This is a genomic window from Burkholderia sp. BCC0506 (assembly GCF_902833145.1).
Lineage (GTDB): Bacteria > Pseudomonadota > Gammaproteobacteria > Burkholderiales > Burkholderiaceae > Burkholderia.
This window is the reverse complement of record NZ_CADFEN010000005.1, coordinates 524,912-541,306: the sequence shown is the minus strand read 5'-3', so window position 1 is coordinate 541,306 and position 16,395 is coordinate 524,912. Positions and strand designations below refer to the sequence as shown.

14 protein-coding genes and 2 pseudogenes are annotated in these 16,395 nt (G+C 67.7%); 13 read left to right on the top strand and 3 right to left on the bottom strand.

Translation table 11 applies throughout. The features are described 5' to 3' along the window. The first annotated feature begins 48 nt into the window (after positions 1–48). Positions 49–546 (top strand): universal stress protein, encoded by a 498-nt coding sequence (locus tag HWX62_RS14845; RefSeq protein ID WP_175929258.1) that lies wholly within the window; start codon positions 49–51, stop codon positions 544–546. Between the two features lie 87 nt (positions 547–633). On the opposite strand, the gene HWX62_RS14840 is transcribed toward HWX62_RS14845, so the two are convergent. From HWX62_RS14840 to lexA, 3 genes are read right to left on the bottom strand one after another with little or no spacing between them, the layout of a single operon-like run. Continuing rightward, positions 634–1,344, bottom strand: a complete 711-nt coding sequence (locus HWX62_RS14840; RefSeq protein ID WP_175929257.1) for a DUF2939 domain-containing protein — start codon at positions 1,342–1,344, stop codon at positions 634–636. Positions 1,345–1,373: 29 nt separating this feature from the next. Further along, on the bottom strand, positions 1,374–1,709 hold the full coding sequence (locus HWX62_RS14835) for a hypothetical protein (RefSeq protein WP_175929256.1): 336 nt from the start codon (positions 1,707–1,709) through the stop codon (positions 1,374–1,376). A 26-nt stretch (positions 1,710–1,735) separates the two neighbouring features. Further along, positions 1,736–2,383: a transcriptional repressor LexA gene (gene lexA / locus HWX62_RS14830; RefSeq protein ID WP_175929255.1), complete on the bottom strand. Its 648-nt coding sequence runs from the start codon at positions 2,381–2,383 to the stop codon at positions 1,736–1,738. Here lexA and HWX62_RS33320 point away from each other — a divergent pair. The 12 genes and pseudogenes from HWX62_RS33320 to HWX62_RS14775 all read left to right on the top strand — a co-directional run. Continuing rightward, positions 2,354–2,470, top strand: a pseudogene (locus HWX62_RS33320) (sodium:proton symporter); the annotation flags it as partial. The gene lexA and the pseudogene HWX62_RS33320 overlap by 30 nt on opposite strands. 177 nt (positions 2,471–2,647) lie before the next feature. After that, entirely contained in the window at positions 2,648–3,685 is a 1,038-nt protein-coding gene (locus tag HWX62_RS14825) for a sulfate ABC transporter substrate-binding protein (RefSeq protein ID WP_175929254.1), read from the top strand. 135 nt (positions 3,686–3,820) lie between these two features. Then, entirely contained in the window at positions 3,821–4,714 is an 894-nt protein-coding gene (gene cysT, locus HWX62_RS14820) for a sulfate ABC transporter permease subunit CysT (protein WP_175929253.1), read from the top strand. Then, positions 4,711–5,646: a sulfate ABC transporter permease subunit CysW gene (cysW, locus tag HWX62_RS14815; protein WP_175929252.1), complete on the top strand. Its 936-nt coding sequence runs from the start codon at positions 4,711–4,713 to the stop codon at positions 5,644–5,646. Before cysT ends, cysW begins: the two co-directional genes overlap by 4 nt. Before the next feature lie 13 nt (positions 5,647–5,659). Beyond that, positions 5,660–6,718: a sulfate ABC transporter ATP-binding protein gene (locus tag HWX62_RS14810; protein WP_175929251.1), complete on the top strand. Its 1,059-nt coding sequence runs from the start codon at positions 5,660–5,662 to the stop codon at positions 6,716–6,718. Between the two features lie 75 nt (positions 6,719–6,793). Then, on the top strand, positions 6,794–7,720 hold the full coding sequence (locus tag HWX62_RS14805) for a CysB family HTH-type transcriptional regulator (protein ID WP_034207252.1): 927 nt from the start codon (positions 6,794–6,796) through the stop codon (positions 7,718–7,720). A 555-nt stretch (positions 7,721–8,275) separates the two neighbouring features. Continuing rightward, the gene (locus HWX62_RS14800; RefSeq protein WP_175929250.1) at positions 8,276–9,226 is read left to right on the top strand and encodes a sugar ABC transporter substrate-binding protein; all 951 of its coding nucleotides are present in this window, start codon (positions 8,276–8,278) and stop codon (positions 9,224–9,226) included. 147 nt (positions 9,227–9,373) lie between these two features. Then, positions 9,374–10,987 carry a sugar ABC transporter ATP-binding protein gene (locus tag HWX62_RS14795; protein WP_175929249.1) on the top strand — a complete coding sequence of 538 codons (1,614 nt, stop codon included), beginning with the start codon at positions 9,374–9,376 and terminating at the stop codon, positions 10,985–10,987. After that, positions 10,984–12,003 (top strand): ABC transporter permease, encoded by a 1,020-nt coding sequence (locus HWX62_RS14790; protein WP_175929248.1) that lies wholly within the window; start codon positions 10,984–10,986, stop codon positions 12,001–12,003. The genes HWX62_RS14795 and HWX62_RS14790 overlap by 4 nt, the downstream gene beginning before the upstream one ends. Before the next feature lie 35 nt (positions 12,004–12,038). Beyond that, a pseudogene (locus HWX62_RS14785) lies at positions 12,039–13,075 on the top strand (LacI family DNA-binding transcriptional regulator). Next, positions 13,072–14,001 (top strand): ribokinase, encoded by a 930-nt coding sequence (gene rbsK, locus HWX62_RS14780; protein WP_175929246.1) that lies wholly within the window; start codon positions 13,072–13,074, stop codon positions 13,999–14,001. The pseudogene HWX62_RS14785 and the gene rbsK overlap by 4 nt, the downstream one beginning before the upstream one ends. A 290-nt stretch (positions 14,002–14,291) precedes the next feature. Then, complete coding sequence (locus tag HWX62_RS14775) at positions 14,292–16,049, top strand: methyl-accepting chemotaxis protein (protein ID WP_175929294.1); 1,758 nt, start codon at positions 14,292–14,294, stop codon at positions 16,047–16,049. Positions 16,050–16,395 lie beyond the last annotated feature (346 nt).

Below are 16,395 nucleotides of genomic sequence, written 5' to 3'. Positions count from 1 at the left end.
GCGCACCATGATGAATGCGTAGGCTCGTTGTCGCGATAGGGAGGTTTCATGGCTAGCTACAACAAGATTTTGCTGTGTTACGACGGCACGCTCGAAGGGCGCAAGGCACTACGCTGCGGGGCCAATCTCGCAATGGACCTGAAGGCTGAAACGCACTTGCTGTCGGTCGTCGACATGCGTTCGAGCATTGCGCAGAGCGCAGGCCTGCTGACCGATGTCGCATGCGGCCGATTCGAGGAAACCGCGCGCGAGATTCTGCAGGAGGGGGTGAACTGGCTGCGTGAGCGCGGTGTGCAGGCCGAAGGCCATTTCGCGTTCGGTTATCCGATCGACGAAATCGCGAATCTGGCGTCGGAACTGAAGGTCGATCTCGTCGTCGTCGGCCATCGGTGCCGCAGCGGATTGTCGAGATGGTGGATGGGGTCGGGCAATACGCAACTGCTCGATCGCGTGAACTGCAGCATTCTGGTTGCGTGTTCGTCGGCGGAAGAGCAGAAGGCCGAGATCGCGCGCGAGCGCGAGGCGGCCATCGCGAACGGCACATGACCTGAAGACTGGACGACCGTCTGACCGGCGATGTGTGCCGGTCAGGCATTGCACGGCATTGGCAGAGCGGGCGTGGAGCGCGGCGTGCTAGGCATGCAGGTCGATTCCGGACAACTTCCACGAGAACAGCCCGAAGCGGTGGAAGATCGCCGCATAGCGCGTGCCGTCGGCGCTGCGCTGATACGTGACGACGAATTCATCGATATTGCGGTATCCCGCGCTGGTTTGCTGCTGGTGCGGCGCAGGCGCGGCTTCGCTCGGGCTGGCCGGGGTGGATGCCGGCGACGAGGCACCCGATGCGGCCGCATTGCCGCCCGGACCGCCCGCGCTTGCCGACGCCGGATGGGTGGGCGGTGCGGCCGGCGTGTTGCCAGGTGCATTGCCTGCCGACGGTTGATTCGACCATTCGGGTGGGCGTTCGCCCGGATTGCCGCGCGGCGGCAATCCGCTCATCAGCGCGGCGACGCCTTCCGGGGTCGCGTACGCATCGACCAGCGGGCCGATCAACGCGGACCCGATCAGCGCGCCAAGCACCGCGAACGGATTGTCCTTCTTCACTGCGTCGATCCGGCGCATCAATTCTTCCGTGACCTGTTGTTTCAGGCTGATGCGCAGCGACGGAAAGTCGACATACTCGCTGATCGCCTGCGCATCGCGCGCATCGATCGCCGATTTCAGGCGACCGAGCGCGACATACGGCGACGCGTATGCATAACCGAGCGCCGCCATGACGGCGACGACGAGCGCGACGATCAGCAGGGGCTTGAGTCGCCATGCAAGGCGCGACGATCCAGTCACGTTGCCTCCGGTACGGGAAGGTCCCGCAATCAGAGACTGCCCGGCGTGGCCGATCGTTCCTCTGCGATGCAGCGATCGATCATCCGGCACACGGCATCGATCGTGCCGACCATGATCAGGCGCGACCGGCCGTGATAGACGCGCACCGGCGCGCGGCGCGCGGGTTCCGCGTGATTGAGGCCGGCGTTCAGCGATACCCGCGCGAATGCGGGGAGCGCTGACGGCAGCAGGGACGCCTGCCGTTCGACTGCGACTTCTTGTTCCACAGGCGCCGCCGCGGACAGCGGTGCGCAGGGCGTGCGGCCGCGCAGATGACGCAGGCGACCGAATTGACGGAAAGGCAGCAGACGGGCAAGGCGTTCCATGATGTTCTCCTCAGCGAGACGGAATGTCAGAGTTCGCCCGAGCGGATCAGCCCGACGGCGATGCCTTCCAGCGCGAAATCCGCGCTGCCGGCCTTGACGAAGATGTTTTCGTAATCCGGGTTCTCCGCGATCAGCTCGAGGCCGCCGGGCCGGCGCATCAGACGCTTGACCGTGACGTCGTCGCCGAGACGCGCGACGATGATCTGGCCGTCCTTCGCTTCGGTGCGCTTCTGCACGGCGAGGAGGTCGCCGTCGAGAATGCCGGCGTCGCGCATCGACAGCCCGCGCACCTTCAACAGGTAGTCGGGCTTGCTGGTGAACAGCGCGGGATCGCACGCGTAGTGCTGCGAGATGTGCTCCTGCGCGAGGATCGGGCTACCGGCCGCGACGCGGCCGACGAGCGGCAGCGACAGTTGCATCAGTCCGGCGTGCGGCAGCGTGAACTGGTGCGGGATGTCGTCGACGCCGAGCAGCCGGATGCCGCGCGAGGCGCCGGCGGCCAGCTCGATCACGCCCTTGCGCGCCAGCGCGCGCAGGTGTTCCTCGGCCGCATTCGGCGAGCTGAAGCCCAGTTCGGCCGCGATCTCGGCACGGGTGGGCGGGAATCCGGAGCGCTCGATCGCGCGACGGATCAAGTCGAACACTTGCTGCTGACGGGCGGTGAGTTTGGTCATGGCTCAACTGTATGGATAGACAGTGAGCTGTATTTTTATACAGTACTTGGTGAATTTCAAGTGTTACTTGAGGTTCGACGCGATCGCGCCGGTTCCGACGTGATTTCGCGACGCCCGGACGCCGGTTTGTCCGCCGCAACCGTCCATCCCGTCTGCGTTAGCACTTTTGAGTATTAAAAAATGAGGAACGATTATTTTTAATCATGTAACCCGTTCGATAGACTGGCCCGACATCGCAATACCGACAACACTGGAGAACCAAGGATGGCGAAACGCAATACGGGGCTGGCGGGCGGCGTGGGCCGCCTGATCGCAACACTCGCGCTGGGCGCGGCGGCGGCGCTGGGCGTCGCGACGCATGCCCAGGCCGATACGACGTTCCTGAACGTGTCGTACGACCCGACGCGCGAGCTGTACCAGGATTTCAACCAGGCGTTCGGCAAGGAGTGGAAGGCGAAGACGGGCGAGACGGTCAACTTCAAGCAGTCGCACGGCGGCTCGGGCGCGCAGGCGCGCTCGGTGCTCGACGGCCTGCAGGCCGACGTCGTCACGCTGGCGCTCGCGTACGACATCGACGCGCTCGCGAACAAGGGGCTCGTGAACAAGGATTGGCAAAAACGCCTGCCCGACAACGCATCGCCGTACACGTCGACGATCGTGTTCCTGGTGCGCAAGGGCAATCCGAAGGGGATCAAGGACTGGGACGACCTGACCAAGCCGGGCATCTCGATCGTCACGCCGAACCCGAAGACCTCGGGCGGCGCGCGCTGGAACTACCTCGCCGCATGGGCATATGCGCTGCACAAGCCGGGCGGCAACGAGCAGACGGCGAAGGAATTCGTCACGAAGCTCTACAAGAACGCCGGCGTGCTCGATTCGGGCGCGCGGGGCGCGACGACGAGCTTCGTGCAACGCGGGATCGGCGACGTGCTGATCGCATGGGAAAACGAGGCGTTCCTGTCGGTCAAGGAGTTCGGTACCGACAAGTTCGAGATCGTCGTGCCGTCGGTGAGCATCCTGGCCGAGCCGCCCGTCGCGGTGGTCGACAAGGTGGTCGACAAGAAGGGCACGCGCAAGCTGGCCGAGGCCTACCTGAACTTCCTGTACAGCCCGCAGGGCCAGGAGATCGCGGCGCGCAACTACTATCGGCCGCGTTCGAAGAACGTGCCGGCGGAGCTGACCAAGCAGTTCCCGAAGCTGAAGCTGTACACGGTCGACGACACGTTCGGCGGCTGGACGAATGCGCAGAAGACGCATTTCGCGGACGGCGGCGTGTTCGACTCGATCTACAAGCCGCAGTAACGCACGCAGTCACACCATAACGACAAGCGGCGCGCCACGACAGCGCGTCGCCTCCCCGACGGGCCGCCGGCGCGATTCACTGCGCCGGCGTTTGCGTCGGACCCGTGAGCAGGATCGACCCAGCAAGAGCATCCGATGACGACGTACATCTTTCGCAAGCCGAGCGCGCTGCCCGGTTTCGGCGTGACACTCGGCATCACGGTGGCCTATTTGAGCCTCGTGGTGCTGATTCCGCTCGCCGCCACGTTCCTGAAGACCGCGACGCTGTCGTGGGACCAGTTCGTCACCGCCGTCACGTCGCCGCGCGTGCTCGCGTCGTACCGGCTGACGTTCTCGGCCGCGCTCGGCGGCGCGCTGATCAACGCCGTGTTCGGCTTCCTCGTCGCGTGGGTGCTGGTGCGCTACACGTTCCCGTTCAAGCGCCTCGTCGATGCGATCGTCGACCTGCCGTTCGCGCTGCCGACGTCGGTGGCCGGCATCTCGCTCGCGGCCGTCTACGCGACCAACGGCTGGGTCGGCCAGTATCTGGCGCCGCTCGGCATCAAGATCGCGTTCACGCCGGCCGGCGTGCTGGTCGCGCTGACCTTCATCGGGCTGCCGTTCGTCGTGCGCACCGTGCAGCCGGTGCTCGAGGATTTCGAGCGCGAGCAGGAGGAAGCCGCCGCGTGCCTCGGCGCATCGCGCTGGCTGACGTTCCGTCGCGTCGTGCTGCCGGCCGTGCTGCCCGCGCTGCTCACCGGTTTCGCGCTCGCGTTCGCGCGCGCGCTCGGCGAGTACGGGTCGGTGATCTTCATCGCCGGCAACGTGCCGATGAAGTCCGAGATCACGTCGCTCCTGATCATCACGAAGCTCGAGCAGTACGACTATGCGGGCGCGACCGCGCTGGCGGTCGTGATGCTGGTCGTGTCGTTCCTGATGCTGCTGCTGATCAACACGCTGCAGTGGTATCTGCAGCGTCGTACGAGCAAGGGCGCGAGCGGTCCGGCGCCCGTCACCGTCAACGCCGCAGCAGCAGGAGGCCAGCAATGAGCCAGGAGGCCACCGTCGTGCTGAAAACCCCGTCGCCGGCCGCGCGTGCCGCGAAGCGGCTCGACCCCGTCAGCGAGTCGCGCGTCGTGCGCTGGCTGCTCACGGGCATCGCGCTGGCGTTCCTCGCGTGCTTCCTCGTCGTACCGCTCGCCGCGGTGTTCGTCGAGGCGCTGCGCAAGGGCGTCGGCTTCTATCTCGAATCGCTGGCCGATCCCGACGCATGGTCGGCGATCAAGCTGACGCTGACCGTCGCCGTGATCGCCGTGCCGCTGAACCTCGTGTTCGGCGTGTGCGCATCGTGGGCGATCGCGAAGTTCGAATTCCGCGGCAAGGCGCTGCTCACCACGCTGATCGACCTGCCGTTCTCGGTGTCGCCGGTGATCTCGGGCCTCGTATACGTGCTGCTGTTCGGCGCACAGGGCTGGCTGGGCCCCTGGCTGCAGGATCACGACGTGCAGATCATCTTCGCGGTGCCGGGCATCGTGCTCGCGACGATTTTCGTCACGTTCCCGTTCGTCGCGCGCGAGCTGATTCCGCTGATGCAGGCGCAAGGCACCGACGAGGAAGAAGCCGCGCGCGTGCTCGGCGCGTCGGGCTGGCAGATCTTCCGCCGCGTGACGCTGCCGAACGTGAAGTGGGGCCTGCTGTACGGCGTGATCCTGTGCAATGCGCGCGCGATGGGCGAGTTCGGCGCGGTGTCGGTCGTGTCCGGCCACATCCGCGGCGTGACCGACACGATGCCGCTGCACGTCGAGATCCTGTACAACGAATACAACTTCGCGGCGGCGTTCGCGGTGGCGTCGGTGCTGGCGTTGCTCGCGCTCGTCACGCTCGCGCTGAAGCTGATCGCCGAGCGTCACCTCGCCGCCGAACTGGCCGACGCCGTTCCCGCACATGCCGGCCCTGTCGGCGCCGTTTCGTCGAAATCGTAAAGAGGCAACCAGAATGGGTATCACCGTCCGTAACCTTCAGAAGCGCTTCGGCGATTTCACGGCGCTCGACAACGTGTCGCTCGACTTTCCGCCCGGCGAACTGGTCGCGCTGCTCGGGCCGTCCGGCTGCGGCAAGACCACGCTGCTGCGCGTGATCGCGGGCCTCGAGCACGCGGACGCCGGCCAGGTCGTGCTGCAGGGGCTCGACGTCGCGTCGGTCGGCGCGCGCGACCGCCAGGTCGGCTTCGTGTTCCAGCACTACGCGTTGTTCCGCCACATGACGGTGTTCGAAAACGTCGCGTTCGGGCTGCGCGTGAAGCCGCGCCGCGAACGGCCGTCGGAAGCCGCGATTCGCGAGAAGGTGCACGAGCTGCTCAAGCTCGTGCAGCTCGACTGGCTCGCGCAGCGTTATCCGTCCGAGCTGTCCGGCGGCCAGCGCCAGCGCATCGCGCTTGCCCGCGCGCTCGCGGTCGAGCCGAAGGTGCTGCTGCTCGACGAACCGTTCGGCGCGCTCGACGCGAAGGTCCGCAAGGAGCTGCGCGGCTGGCTGCGTCGCCTGCACGACGACCTGCACATCTCGACGATCTTCGTCACGCACGACCAGGAAGAGGCGCTCGAAGTGGCCGATCGCATCGTCGTGCTGAATCGCGGCCACGTCGAGCAGGTCGGCAGCCCGCAGGACGTCTACGATCATCCGCAAAGTGCGTTCGTGTACGAATTCCTCGGCGCGGCGAACCGGCTGCCGGGCACGGTTGCCGGGCGCGGCTTCGTTGCGGAGGGCGCGGCCGCGCCGATCGAGGTCGACGCGGATTTCGCGGGCCCCGCGAACGCGTACGTGCGGCCGCACGATCTGCAGCTGTGGCCGGCGGGCGACGGGCACCGCGACGGTATCGCGGTCGACGTGCGGCGCGTGATTCCGCTCGGCGGCTCGGTGCGCGTGGAGCTCGAGGCGCGCGCGGGCGGCGCGCTCGAGGCGGAACTCGACCGCGATGCGTGGCGGGCGCTTTCGCTGCAGGTCGGCGACGGCGCGACGGCCGTGCCGCGCGCCGTGCGGGTGTTCCCCGCGCGTTGACGACACCATGCAGGGCAGCGGGCGGGATTCGCTGCGGTTCGACAATCAAACAACGACAGCCTAAGAGGCATACCCATGAATTTTCAGCAATTGCGGTTCGTGCGCGAAGCGGTGCGCCAGAACATGAACCTGACGGAAGTCGCGAACGTGCTGTACACGTCGCAGTCGGGCGTGTCGAAGCAGATCAAGGATCTGGAAGACGAGCTGGGCGTCGACATCTTCATCCGGCGCGGCAAGCGGCTGACGGGGCTCACGGAGCCCGGCAAGGCCGTGCACCAGCTGATCGAGCGGATGCTGCTCGATGCCGAGAACCTGCGCCGCGTCGCGCGCCAGTTCGCCGATCAGGACAGCGGCCACCTCGTCGTCGCGACGACGCACACGCAGGCGCGCTACGCGCTGCCGAAGGTGATCCGGCAGTTCACCGACGTGTTCCCGAAGGTGCATCTCGCATTGCGCCAGGGCAGCCCGCAACAGATCGCGCAGATGATCCTGAACGGCGAGGCCGATCTCGGCATCTCGACCGAGGCGCTCGACCGCTATCCGGACATCGTCACGTTCCCGTGCTATTCGTGGCACCACACGGTCGTCGTGCCGAAGGGCCATCCGCTCGTCGGGCGCGAGAACCTGACGCTCGAGGAAATCGCCGAATACCCGATCATCACGTACGACCAGGACTTCACGGGCCGCTCGCACATCGACCAGGCGTTCGCTCAGGCGGGCGCCGTGCCCGACGTCGTGCTGACCGCGATCGACGCGGACGTGATCAAGACCTACGTCGAACTCGGGATGGGGATCGGCGTGGTCGCGGCGATGGCCTACGATCCGCAGCGCGACACGGGGCTCGTCGCGCTCGACACGCAGCACCTGTTCGAGGCGAGCACGACGCGGGTCGGGCTGCGCAAGGGCGCGTTCCTGCGCGCGTATGCGTACCGGCTGATCGAAATGTTCGCGCCGCACCTGAACGAGGCGGAAATCGCGGGGCTGTTGCGCGAAGCCGTTTGACCCCCGCGTGGCGCGCGCCGTCCGGGCAGATGCCGCGGACGGCACGCGACATGCGCCACGCATACCTTGCCGTACGCTGCACCGGTGGCGGATTTTCGCCGTCGCGCTTGAAGCGTCAGCGGAGGCGCCCGATCGGGTGCGTCGCATCAGGCGACGATCGACCTGCCTTTCCGTGCCGACATAAAAACAAGAACGACCGGCCACGCCGAACCTGCGCAGCGCTTCGGCGAACCGCCGCCGGCATCGCGAGTGTCGCTTTTGCGCGTCGTGAAGTACGCTCGCGCGCTCCGAATAAACCCTTAAATATTGATCAGACAGGTTGCGCGCCGAAGCGAATCGGTACAGCATAGCCTCCACCCCGCCGGCGTCCCGCCGGCGGCGGCGCGTCGACGACAGCACGCGCCAGGCAGTCGGCCGTCTGCCTCGCTTCCATTCCGCGGTACCGACAGCAGCATCGATGGCCATTGCCCGGGTAGTGTGGCGCAAACGTTTGCTCACATTAAAACAACAGTCAAACAACAATCGGCCCTTCGGGCCAGTCGCCAGGAGATGTGTATGAATGTCCGCTTTCGCCGTCGCTTCCTGACCGCCGCGCTCGCCGCCGTCGCGGTGGCCGCCGCACCGGCCGTCCACGCGCAATCCGCGGCCAAGCCGAAGGTCGCGCTCGTGATGAAGTCGCTCGCCAACGAGTTCTTCCTGACCATGGAAACGGGCGCGAAGGAATACCAGAAACACAACGCGAACCAGTTCGACCTGGTCACCAACGGCATCAAGGACGAGACCGACACCGCGAACCAGATCCGCATCGTCGAGCAGATGATCGTCTCGAAGGTCGACGCGATCGTGCTCGCGCCGGCCGATTCGAAGGCGCTCGTGCCGGTCGTGAAGAAGGCGGTCGACGCCGGCATCATCGTCGTGAACATCGACAACCGGCTCGATCCCGACGTGCTGAAGTCGAAGAACCTGAACGTGCCGTTCGTCGGCCCGGACAACCGCAAGGGCGCGCGCAAGATCGGCGATTACCTCGCGAAGCGGCTGAAGGCGGGCGACCAGGTCGGCATCGTCGAAGGCGTGTCGACGACGACCAACGCGCAGCAACGCACGGCCGGCTTCGAGGACGCGATGAAGGCGGGCGGAATGAAGGTCGTGTCGGTGCAGTCGGGCGAATGGGAGATCGACAAGGGCAATGCGGTGGCCGCCGCGATGCTCAACGAATACCCGAACCTGAAGGCGCTGCTGTGCGGCAACGACAACATGGCGATCGGCGCCGTGTCCGCCGTGCGCGCGGCTGGCAAGCAGGGCAAGGTGTTCGTGGTCGGCTACGACAACATCAACGCGATCAAGCCGATGCTGAAGGACGGCCGCGTGCTTGCGACCGCCGACCAGTACGCGGCGAAGCAGGCCGTGTTCGGCATCGACACGGCGCTCAAGGCGATCGCCGAGCATCGCAAGCAGGCCGACATGTCCGGCGTGGTCGAGACGCCGGTGGACCTCGTGACGAAGTAAGACGCCGCACCGGTCCGGCCGCCGCGCTCAAGAATCCGGCGCGGCGGCCGTTATCCGGTGTGAGCGCGATCACGGCCACTGCATGCACATGCACTTGTGAGCGTCATACCCGCGCGCCCCGGGCGCGCGGCCGCAACCAGGATCGCGATGGAACCGACCTTCCAACCCTCCCGTTCAGCCCATCCCGTGCTGTCCGTATCCGGCATCGGCAAGACCTATGCCGAACCCGTGCTCGCCGACGTCACGCTCACGCTCGACGCGGGCCAGGCGCTCGCGCTGACGGGCGAGAACGGCGCCGGCAAGAGCACGCTGTCGAAGATCATCGGCGGGCTCGTCGACCCGACCGCCGGCACGATGCAGCTCGGCGGCCAGGCCTATGCGCCCGCGAGCCGTACGCAGGCCGAGGCGCTCGGCGTGCGCATGGTGATGCAGGAACTGAACCTGCTGCCGACGCTGAGCGTCGCCGAAAACCTGTTCCTGAACCGCCTGCCGCGGCGCTTCGGGATCATCGATCGCGCGCGGTTGCGCGATGACGCACGCGCGGCGATGGCGCAGGTCGGGCTCGACGCGGTCGATCCCGATACGCCGGTCGGCGCGCTCGGCATCGGCCATCAGCAGATGGTCGAGATCGCGCGCAACCTGATCGGCGACTGTCGCGTACTGATTCTCGACGAGCCGACCGCGATGCTGACCGCGCGCGAAGTCGAGCTGCTGTTCGAGCAGATCGACCGGCTGAAGGCGCGCGGCGTCGCGATCGTCTACATCTCGCACCGGCTCGAAGAGCTCGCACGCGTCGCCGAGCGCGTCGCGGTGCTGCGCGACGGCCGGCTCGTGCATGCTGGCGACATGGCGGCGACGACGTCCGACGGGCTGGTCACGCTGATGGTCGGGCGCGAGGTCGGCGAGCACATCGATCTCGGCGAGCGCCGTTTCGGCGCGCCGCGGCTCGCCGTATCGGGCCTCACGCGCGGCACGGCCGTGCGCGACGTGTCGCTCGAGGTGCGCGCGGGCGAAATCTTCGGCATCTCGGGGCTGATCGGCGCGGGGCGCACGGAGCTGCTGCGGCTGATCTACGGCGCCGATACACCGGATGCCGGGACGATCGCGGTCGGCCAGCCGCTGAAGCCGGCGCGGATCGCGTCGCCCGTCGATGCGGTGAAGCTGGGCATCGCGCTGATCACCGAGGATCGCAAGGGCGAAGGGCTGCTGCTGTCGCAGTCGATCACCGCGAACGTGTCGCTCGGCCAGCTCGAGCGGCTCGCGCGCGGCGGCATCGTCGATTCCGCACGCGAAACGGCGCTCGCCGAGCAGCAGATCGACGCGCTGCGGATTCGTACGAACGGGGCGGCGCAGCCGGTCGGCGAATTGTCGGGCGGCAATCAGCAGAAGGTCGTGATCGGCCGCTGGCTCGCGCGCGACATGGGCGTGCTGCTGTTCGACGAGCCGACGCGCGGGATCGACGTCGGCGCCAAATTCGAGATCTACACTTTGATGGGCGCGCTCGCGCGCGAAGGCCGCGCGCTGGTGGTCGTATCGAGCGACCTGCGCGAGCTGATGCTGATCTGCGACCGGATCGGCGTGATGTCGGCCGGCCGCATGACCGCCGTGTTCGAGCGCGGCAACTGGACCCAGGATGCGCTGCTGGCCGCGGCGTTCGCCGGCTTCGGCCGCGAGACGCCGGCCGAGGCGATGCGGCATCCCGACACGGAGCAGGCGCGCGGCGCCGCTCCGGGCACTTCGACGACAGGACGACAGCAATGACCCAGCCTCCCGTATCCCCGACCGACGCAGGCGCGCAGCAGGACGTGACGGGGCGCCGCGCGCGCACGCTGTCCGGCACCCGGCTCGGCCTGTCGAACTATCTCGGGCTCGCCGGCGCGCTGGCCGCGATGATCGCGCTGTTCTCGGTACTGAGCTCGCATTTCCTGACCTACGACACGTTCAGCACGATCGCGAACCAGATTCCCGATCTCGTCGTGATGTCGGTCGGGATGACCTTCGTGCTGATCATCGCCGGGATCGACCTGTCGGTCGGCTCGGTGCTCGCGCTCGCCGCGTCGATGGTCAGCGTCGCCGCGCTGAAATGGCAGTGGGGGCCGCTGCCCGCCGCGCTGATCGGGATCGCGGTCGCGACCGCGACGGGCACGCTGACCGGCGCGGTCACGGTCGGCTGGCGGATTCCGTCGTTCATCGTGTCGCTCGGCGTGCTGGAAGCCGCGCGCGGCCTCGCGTACCAGCTGACGAATTCGCGCACCGCGTATATCGGCGACGCGTTCGATTTCCTGTCGAACCCGATCGCGCTCGGCATCTCGCCGGCATTCCTGATCGCGGTCGCGGTGATGATCGCGGCCCAGTTCGTCCTCACGCGCACCGTGTTCGGGCGCTATCTGGTCGGCATCGGCACGAACGAGGAAGCGGTGCGACTTGCAGGGGTTAACCCGAGGCCGTATAAAATCCTCGTATTCGCACTGATGGGCGCGCTCGCGGGCCTGGCGTCGCTGTTCCAGATTTCGCGGCTCGAGGCGGCCGATCCGAACGCGGGCGCGGGCCTCGAACTGCAGGTCATCGCCGCCGTCGTGATCGGCGGCACGAGCCTGATGGGCGGGCGCGGCTCGGTGATCAGCACGTTCTTCGGCGTGTTGATCATCTCCGTGCTGGCCGCGGGGCTGGCGCAGATCGGTGCGAACGAGCCGACCAAACGGATCATCACGGGCGCGGTGATCGTGGTGGCGGTCGTGCTCGATACGTATCGCAGCCGGCGCGCACGCGCGCGGTAGCAAGACAGACATAACAGACCAGAGAGAAACGGGAAATGGCGACGATCAAGGATGTGGCGGCCATGGCGGGCGTGTCGTTTACGACCGTCTCGCACGTGGTGAACAATTCGCGGCCGGTGTCCGCGGATGTGCGTGCGAAGGTCGAGGGCGCGATCCGCGAGCTGAACTACGTGCCATCGGCCGTGGCGCGCTCGCTGAAGGCGCGGGCGACGGCAACGATCGGCCTTGTCGTGCCGAACAGCACGAATCCGTACTTCGCGGAGCTTGCGCGCGGCATCGAGGATCAGTGCGCGGCCAACGGCTATTGCGTGTTCTTCTGCAATTCGGACGACGATCCCGTGAAGCAGCGCAACTACCTGCGCGTGTTGCAGGAAAAGCGCATCGACGGACTGATCGTCGCGTCGGCGGGCGAGGATGCGGTGCTCGCGCAGACGCTGGCCGACACGCACGCGCCGCTCGTCGTCGTCGACCGCAACATCGAGGGGCTCGCGGCCGATCTCGTGCAGATCGACCACGAGCGCGGCGCGTATCTGGCGACGCGCCACCTGCTCGAACTCGGGCACGCGAAGATCGGCTGCATCACCGGGCCGACCGACACCGCCGTCAGCGCGATGCGCGTGCACGGCTTCATCCGCGCGATGGCCGAGCGCGGCGTCGACATCGTGCCGGGCGCGATCGCCGAAAGCGATTTCTCGTGCCTGGGCGGCTATCACGCGGCGTCGCGGCTGTTCGAATCGGTGCGGCCGAGCGCGATCTTCGCGGGCAACGACCTGATGGGCGTCGGCGCGCTGCGCGCGGCGGCCGAGCGCGGGCTGCGGGTGCCCGACGACTGTTCGATCATCGGCTTCGACGACATCGAGTTTTCCCGCTACACGTATCCGGCGCTGTCGACGGTGGGCCAATCGGTGCGCGCGCTCGGCGAAATGGCCGCGCAGACGCTGATCGAACGGATCGGCGGCGGTTCGGCCGCCGTGCCGTGCCGAGCCGTCGCCGCGTCGTGTCGCCGCGCCTCGTGCTGCGCGAATCGACGGCGGTCTATCGCGAACCGGCCGCACCGGGCGGCCGCGCATGACGGCGACGGCAAAGGGCGCCGGCCGCGTGACGGTGGTCGGCAGCCTCAACATGGATCTCGTCGTGCGGGCGCCGCGGCTGCCGCTGCCGGGCGAAACGCTCGCCGGGCATGCGTTTGCGCAAGCGGCGGGCGGCAAGGGCGGCAACCAGGCCGTCGCCGCCGCCCGGCTCGGCGCGCAGGTCGCGATGATCGGATGCGTCGGCGCGGATGCGCACGGCACGGCGCTGCGCGCGGGCCTCGAGGCCGAGGGAATCGACTGCACGGGGCTCGCGACGAGCGCGTCGGCGTCGACCGGCGTCGCGCTGATCGTCGTCGACGATGCGAGCCAGAACGCGATCGTGATCGTTGCAGGCGGCAACGGCGAGGTCACGACCGACACGATTGCGCGGCACGAAGCCGCGCTGGCGGCGGCCGACGTGCTGATCTGCCAGCTCGAGACGCCACCGGCCGCGGTGTTCGCGGCACTGTCGGCCGGGCGCCGGCTCGGCCGCACGGTGGTGCTCAATCCGGCCCCGGCCGTCGCGCCGCTGCCGGACGGCTGGCTGCCGCTCGTCGACTACCTGATTCCGAATGAAGTCGAGGCGGCTGCGCTGACCGGGTTGCCCGTGCGCGACCCCGTGGAAGCCGAAACCGCCGCACGGGCGCTCCAGGCCGGCGGCGCGCGCAACGTGCTGGTCACGCTCGGCGCGCGCGGCGTGCTCGCGCTGACGGCCGACGGCACCGCGCGCCACTATCCGGCGCCGCTCGTGCAGGCCGTCGACACGACGGCGGCCGGCGACACCTTCATCGGCGGCTTCTCCGCGCGACTTGCGGCCGGCGCGGACGTCGACACGGCCATCCGCTTCGCGCAACGGGCGGCGGCGCTGTCGGTCACGCGCGCGGGCGCGCAGCCGTCGATTCCGACACGCGCCGAGCTGGCCGACTAGGGCCGGATCACCGGTTTCCGACGCCACCGCGTGGCCGGCCAGCCGTACGAGGCGGCGCGGTCGCGCGGTGGGCAGTGCATCGGCTGCCGACATCTCTTTCCTGCTGTTTCTCCGTCCCGACCCGAATTGCGTCAATTATTCAGTAATCTGTAATAAACAGACGAATAATTCGAAATAATGGCGGCAAAACCATCAAGTTATGCGTCACACGGTCGTAAATGCACCGAGTGAAGCAATGCTTCGAGCCAACGGGCCGGGCCCGTTCATGACGACGCAACACAGGGTGGATGATGGTGTTCAGGAACCTGACGATTCGTGCGCGCATCGGTTTGACGATGGCGTTTCTGGCGGTACTGCTGGGTGTCACCGGCGTGCTCGGTCTGTACGGGATGACGCGTTCGAATGATTCGACGCGCGAAATTTTCACGAACCAGATGCCGAGCGCGGTCGACGTGGCGGTCGCCGAAATGTTCGCCGCGCGCGAGCGCCTCGCACTCGACCGGGCCGCGTTGCTGGCCGGCACACCCGACTCGGCGGCGGCCGTGGAGCGCAGCCGCGCGATGCGTACGCAGTCGGACGCGTGGTGGCAGAAATACCTCGCCCTGCCGCGCGGCGCCGACGAGGATCGGCTCGCACAGGACGTCGCCGCCCGGCGCAAGGCGCTGCAGGACAGTTGCGACGCGTTCGCGAGTGCGATCGGGGCCGGCGATCACGACCGGATCGGCGAGGGTGCGAAGCAGCTTCAGGCACGCTTCAACGATTTGGCCGTGGCCGGCGAAGCGCTGCGCAACTTCCAGTTCACCGATGCGCAGGCGGGCTTCGATCGGGCGGAGTCGGTGTTCGAGACGATGCGCATGCTGTCGATCGTCGTGCTGCTGGCCGGCATCGGCGCCGCGGTGCTGTCGTGGCTGACGCTGAGCCGCGCGATCGGACGCCCGATTGCCGACGCGCTGTCGCATTTCGACGCGATCGCCGCAGGCGACCTGCGCCGGCCGATCGTCGTGAACCGGCGCGACGAGATGGGCCAGTTGCTGGAAGGGCTCGGGCGGATGCAGCGCGGACTCGTCGATACGGTGCGCACCGTGCGCGGCGGCAGCGAGTCGATCGCGACCGCGGCCCGCCAGATCGCGGCCGGTAACATCGACCTGTCGTCGCGCACGGAGGAACAGGCGGCTGCGCTGCAGGAAACCGCGTCGAGCATGGAGCAACTGACGGGCACCGTGAAGCAGAACGCGGACAATGCGCGCCAGGCAAGCTCGCTGGCCGCGAATGCGTCCGAAATTGCAAACAAGGGGAATACGGTGGTCGGCCAGGTGGTCGGCACGATGGGCGAAATCAACGACAGTTCGGCGAAAATCGCGGACATCATCGCGATCATCGAGGGAATCGCGTTCCAGACCAACATTCTTGCGCTGAATGCGGCGGTCGAAGCCGCGCGGGCGGGCGAGGAAGGCCGCGGCTTCGCGGTCGTCGCGGGCGAAGTGCGCAGCCTCGCGCAGCGTTCGTCGAGCGCGGCGAAGGAAATCAAGGCGCTGATCGACGCGTCGGTGGAGCGCATCCGGACGGGCTCCACACTGGTCGACGAAGCCGGGCGCACGATGAGCGACGTGATCGGCGCGGTCCAGCGCGTGACGGACATCATGGGCGAGATCGCGGCGGCCTCCGAGGAACAGAGCGGCGGGATCGACCAGGTGGCGCGCGCGGTCGCGCAAATGGACGAGGTCACGCAGCAGAATGCCGCGCTCGTCGAGGAAGCCGCGGCCGCCGCGCAAGCGCTCGACGAACAGGCGACGCGCCTGCGCGAAACGGCGGCGGTATTCCAGCTCGACGACGAAGCGGCACGCGCGGGCACCGCCGTTGCGGTTGCAGCGCGTCATGCATCTTCCACGCCGCCGGCGGCGCCCGCACCGGCTGCGGCGCGCGTCGAACGCGAGGCCGCGCCGAAACGCGCGGGCGCCGCGGTGCCGCCGCGCAAGCCTGCCGCCGTATCGGCCGCCCCCGCGCCGGCGGCCGCGACCGCCGGCGGCGACGACTGGGAGACGTTCTGATCCGCGCGCGCCGCGTATCTATCCCCATTTGGTGAAGAGGTGAAGAACGACGCCCGCGCTGCGCGGGCGTCGTCGTTTGCGCGACGGACGAAATGTGACAACGCGGACGATCGATCGCGCATCGCGATCCGTGTCGCGTGTCGCGCTCCGACGGACACGCGGAGAAGCGCCGCGTGCACGTCGCGTTCCTGCGTTCGTCGTACGGGTATGTCCGTAAGGGGCGGCGAAAAAAATTTGTAACGGTGCGCGCGGCGTGTCATCGCACGCGCTCGCTCGAGCGTATAGGGATGAAGGGGGGAAGCGGCGACGTCGGAGGTGTCCAACGCACGAGAGGTTTCGATGTTCG

Bases quoted from the DNA above. Each gene is read 5' to 3' on its own strand.
- HWX62_RS14845 (WP_175929258.1), top strand. From the start codon at position 49: ATGGCTAGCTACAACAAGATTTTGCTGTGTTACGACGGCACGCTCGAA.
- HWX62_RS14835 (WP_175929256.1), bottom strand. From the start codon at position 1,709: ATGGAACGCCTTGCCCGTCTGCTGCCTTTCCGTCAATTCGGTCGCCTG.
- lexA (WP_175929255.1), bottom strand. From the start codon at position 2,383: ATGACCAAACTCACCGCCCGTCAGCAGCAAGTGTTCGACTTGATCCGT.
- HWX62_RS14825 (WP_175929254.1), top strand. From the start codon at position 2,648: ATGGCGAAACGCAATACGGGGCTGGCGGGCGGCGTGGGCCGCCTGATC.
- cysT (WP_175929253.1), top strand. From the start codon at position 3,821: ATGACGACGTACATCTTTCGCAAGCCGAGCGCGCTGCCCGGTTTCGGC.
- cysW (WP_175929252.1), top strand. From the start codon at position 4,711: ATGAGCCAGGAGGCCACCGTCGTGCTGAAAACCCCGTCGCCGGCCGCG.
- HWX62_RS14810 (WP_175929251.1), top strand. From the start codon at position 5,660: ATGGGTATCACCGTCCGTAACCTTCAGAAGCGCTTCGGCGATTTCACG.
- HWX62_RS14805 (WP_034207252.1), top strand. From the start codon at position 6,794: ATGAATTTTCAGCAATTGCGGTTCGTGCGCGAAGCGGTGCGCCAGAAC.
- HWX62_RS14800 (WP_175929250.1), top strand. From the start codon at position 8,276: ATGAATGTCCGCTTTCGCCGTCGCTTCCTGACCGCCGCGCTCGCCGCC.
- HWX62_RS14795 (WP_175929249.1), top strand. From the start codon at position 9,374: ATGGAACCGACCTTCCAACCCTCCCGTTCAGCCCATCCCGTGCTGTCC.
- HWX62_RS14790 (WP_175929248.1), top strand. From the start codon at position 10,984: ATGACCCAGCCTCCCGTATCCCCGACCGACGCAGGCGCGCAGCAGGAC.
- rbsK (WP_175929246.1), top strand. From the start codon at position 13,072: ATGACGGCGACGGCAAAGGGCGCCGGCCGCGTGACGGTGGTCGGCAGC.
- HWX62_RS14775 (WP_175929294.1), top strand. From the start codon at position 14,292: ATGGTGTTCAGGAACCTGACGATTCGTGCGCGCATCGGTTTGACGATG.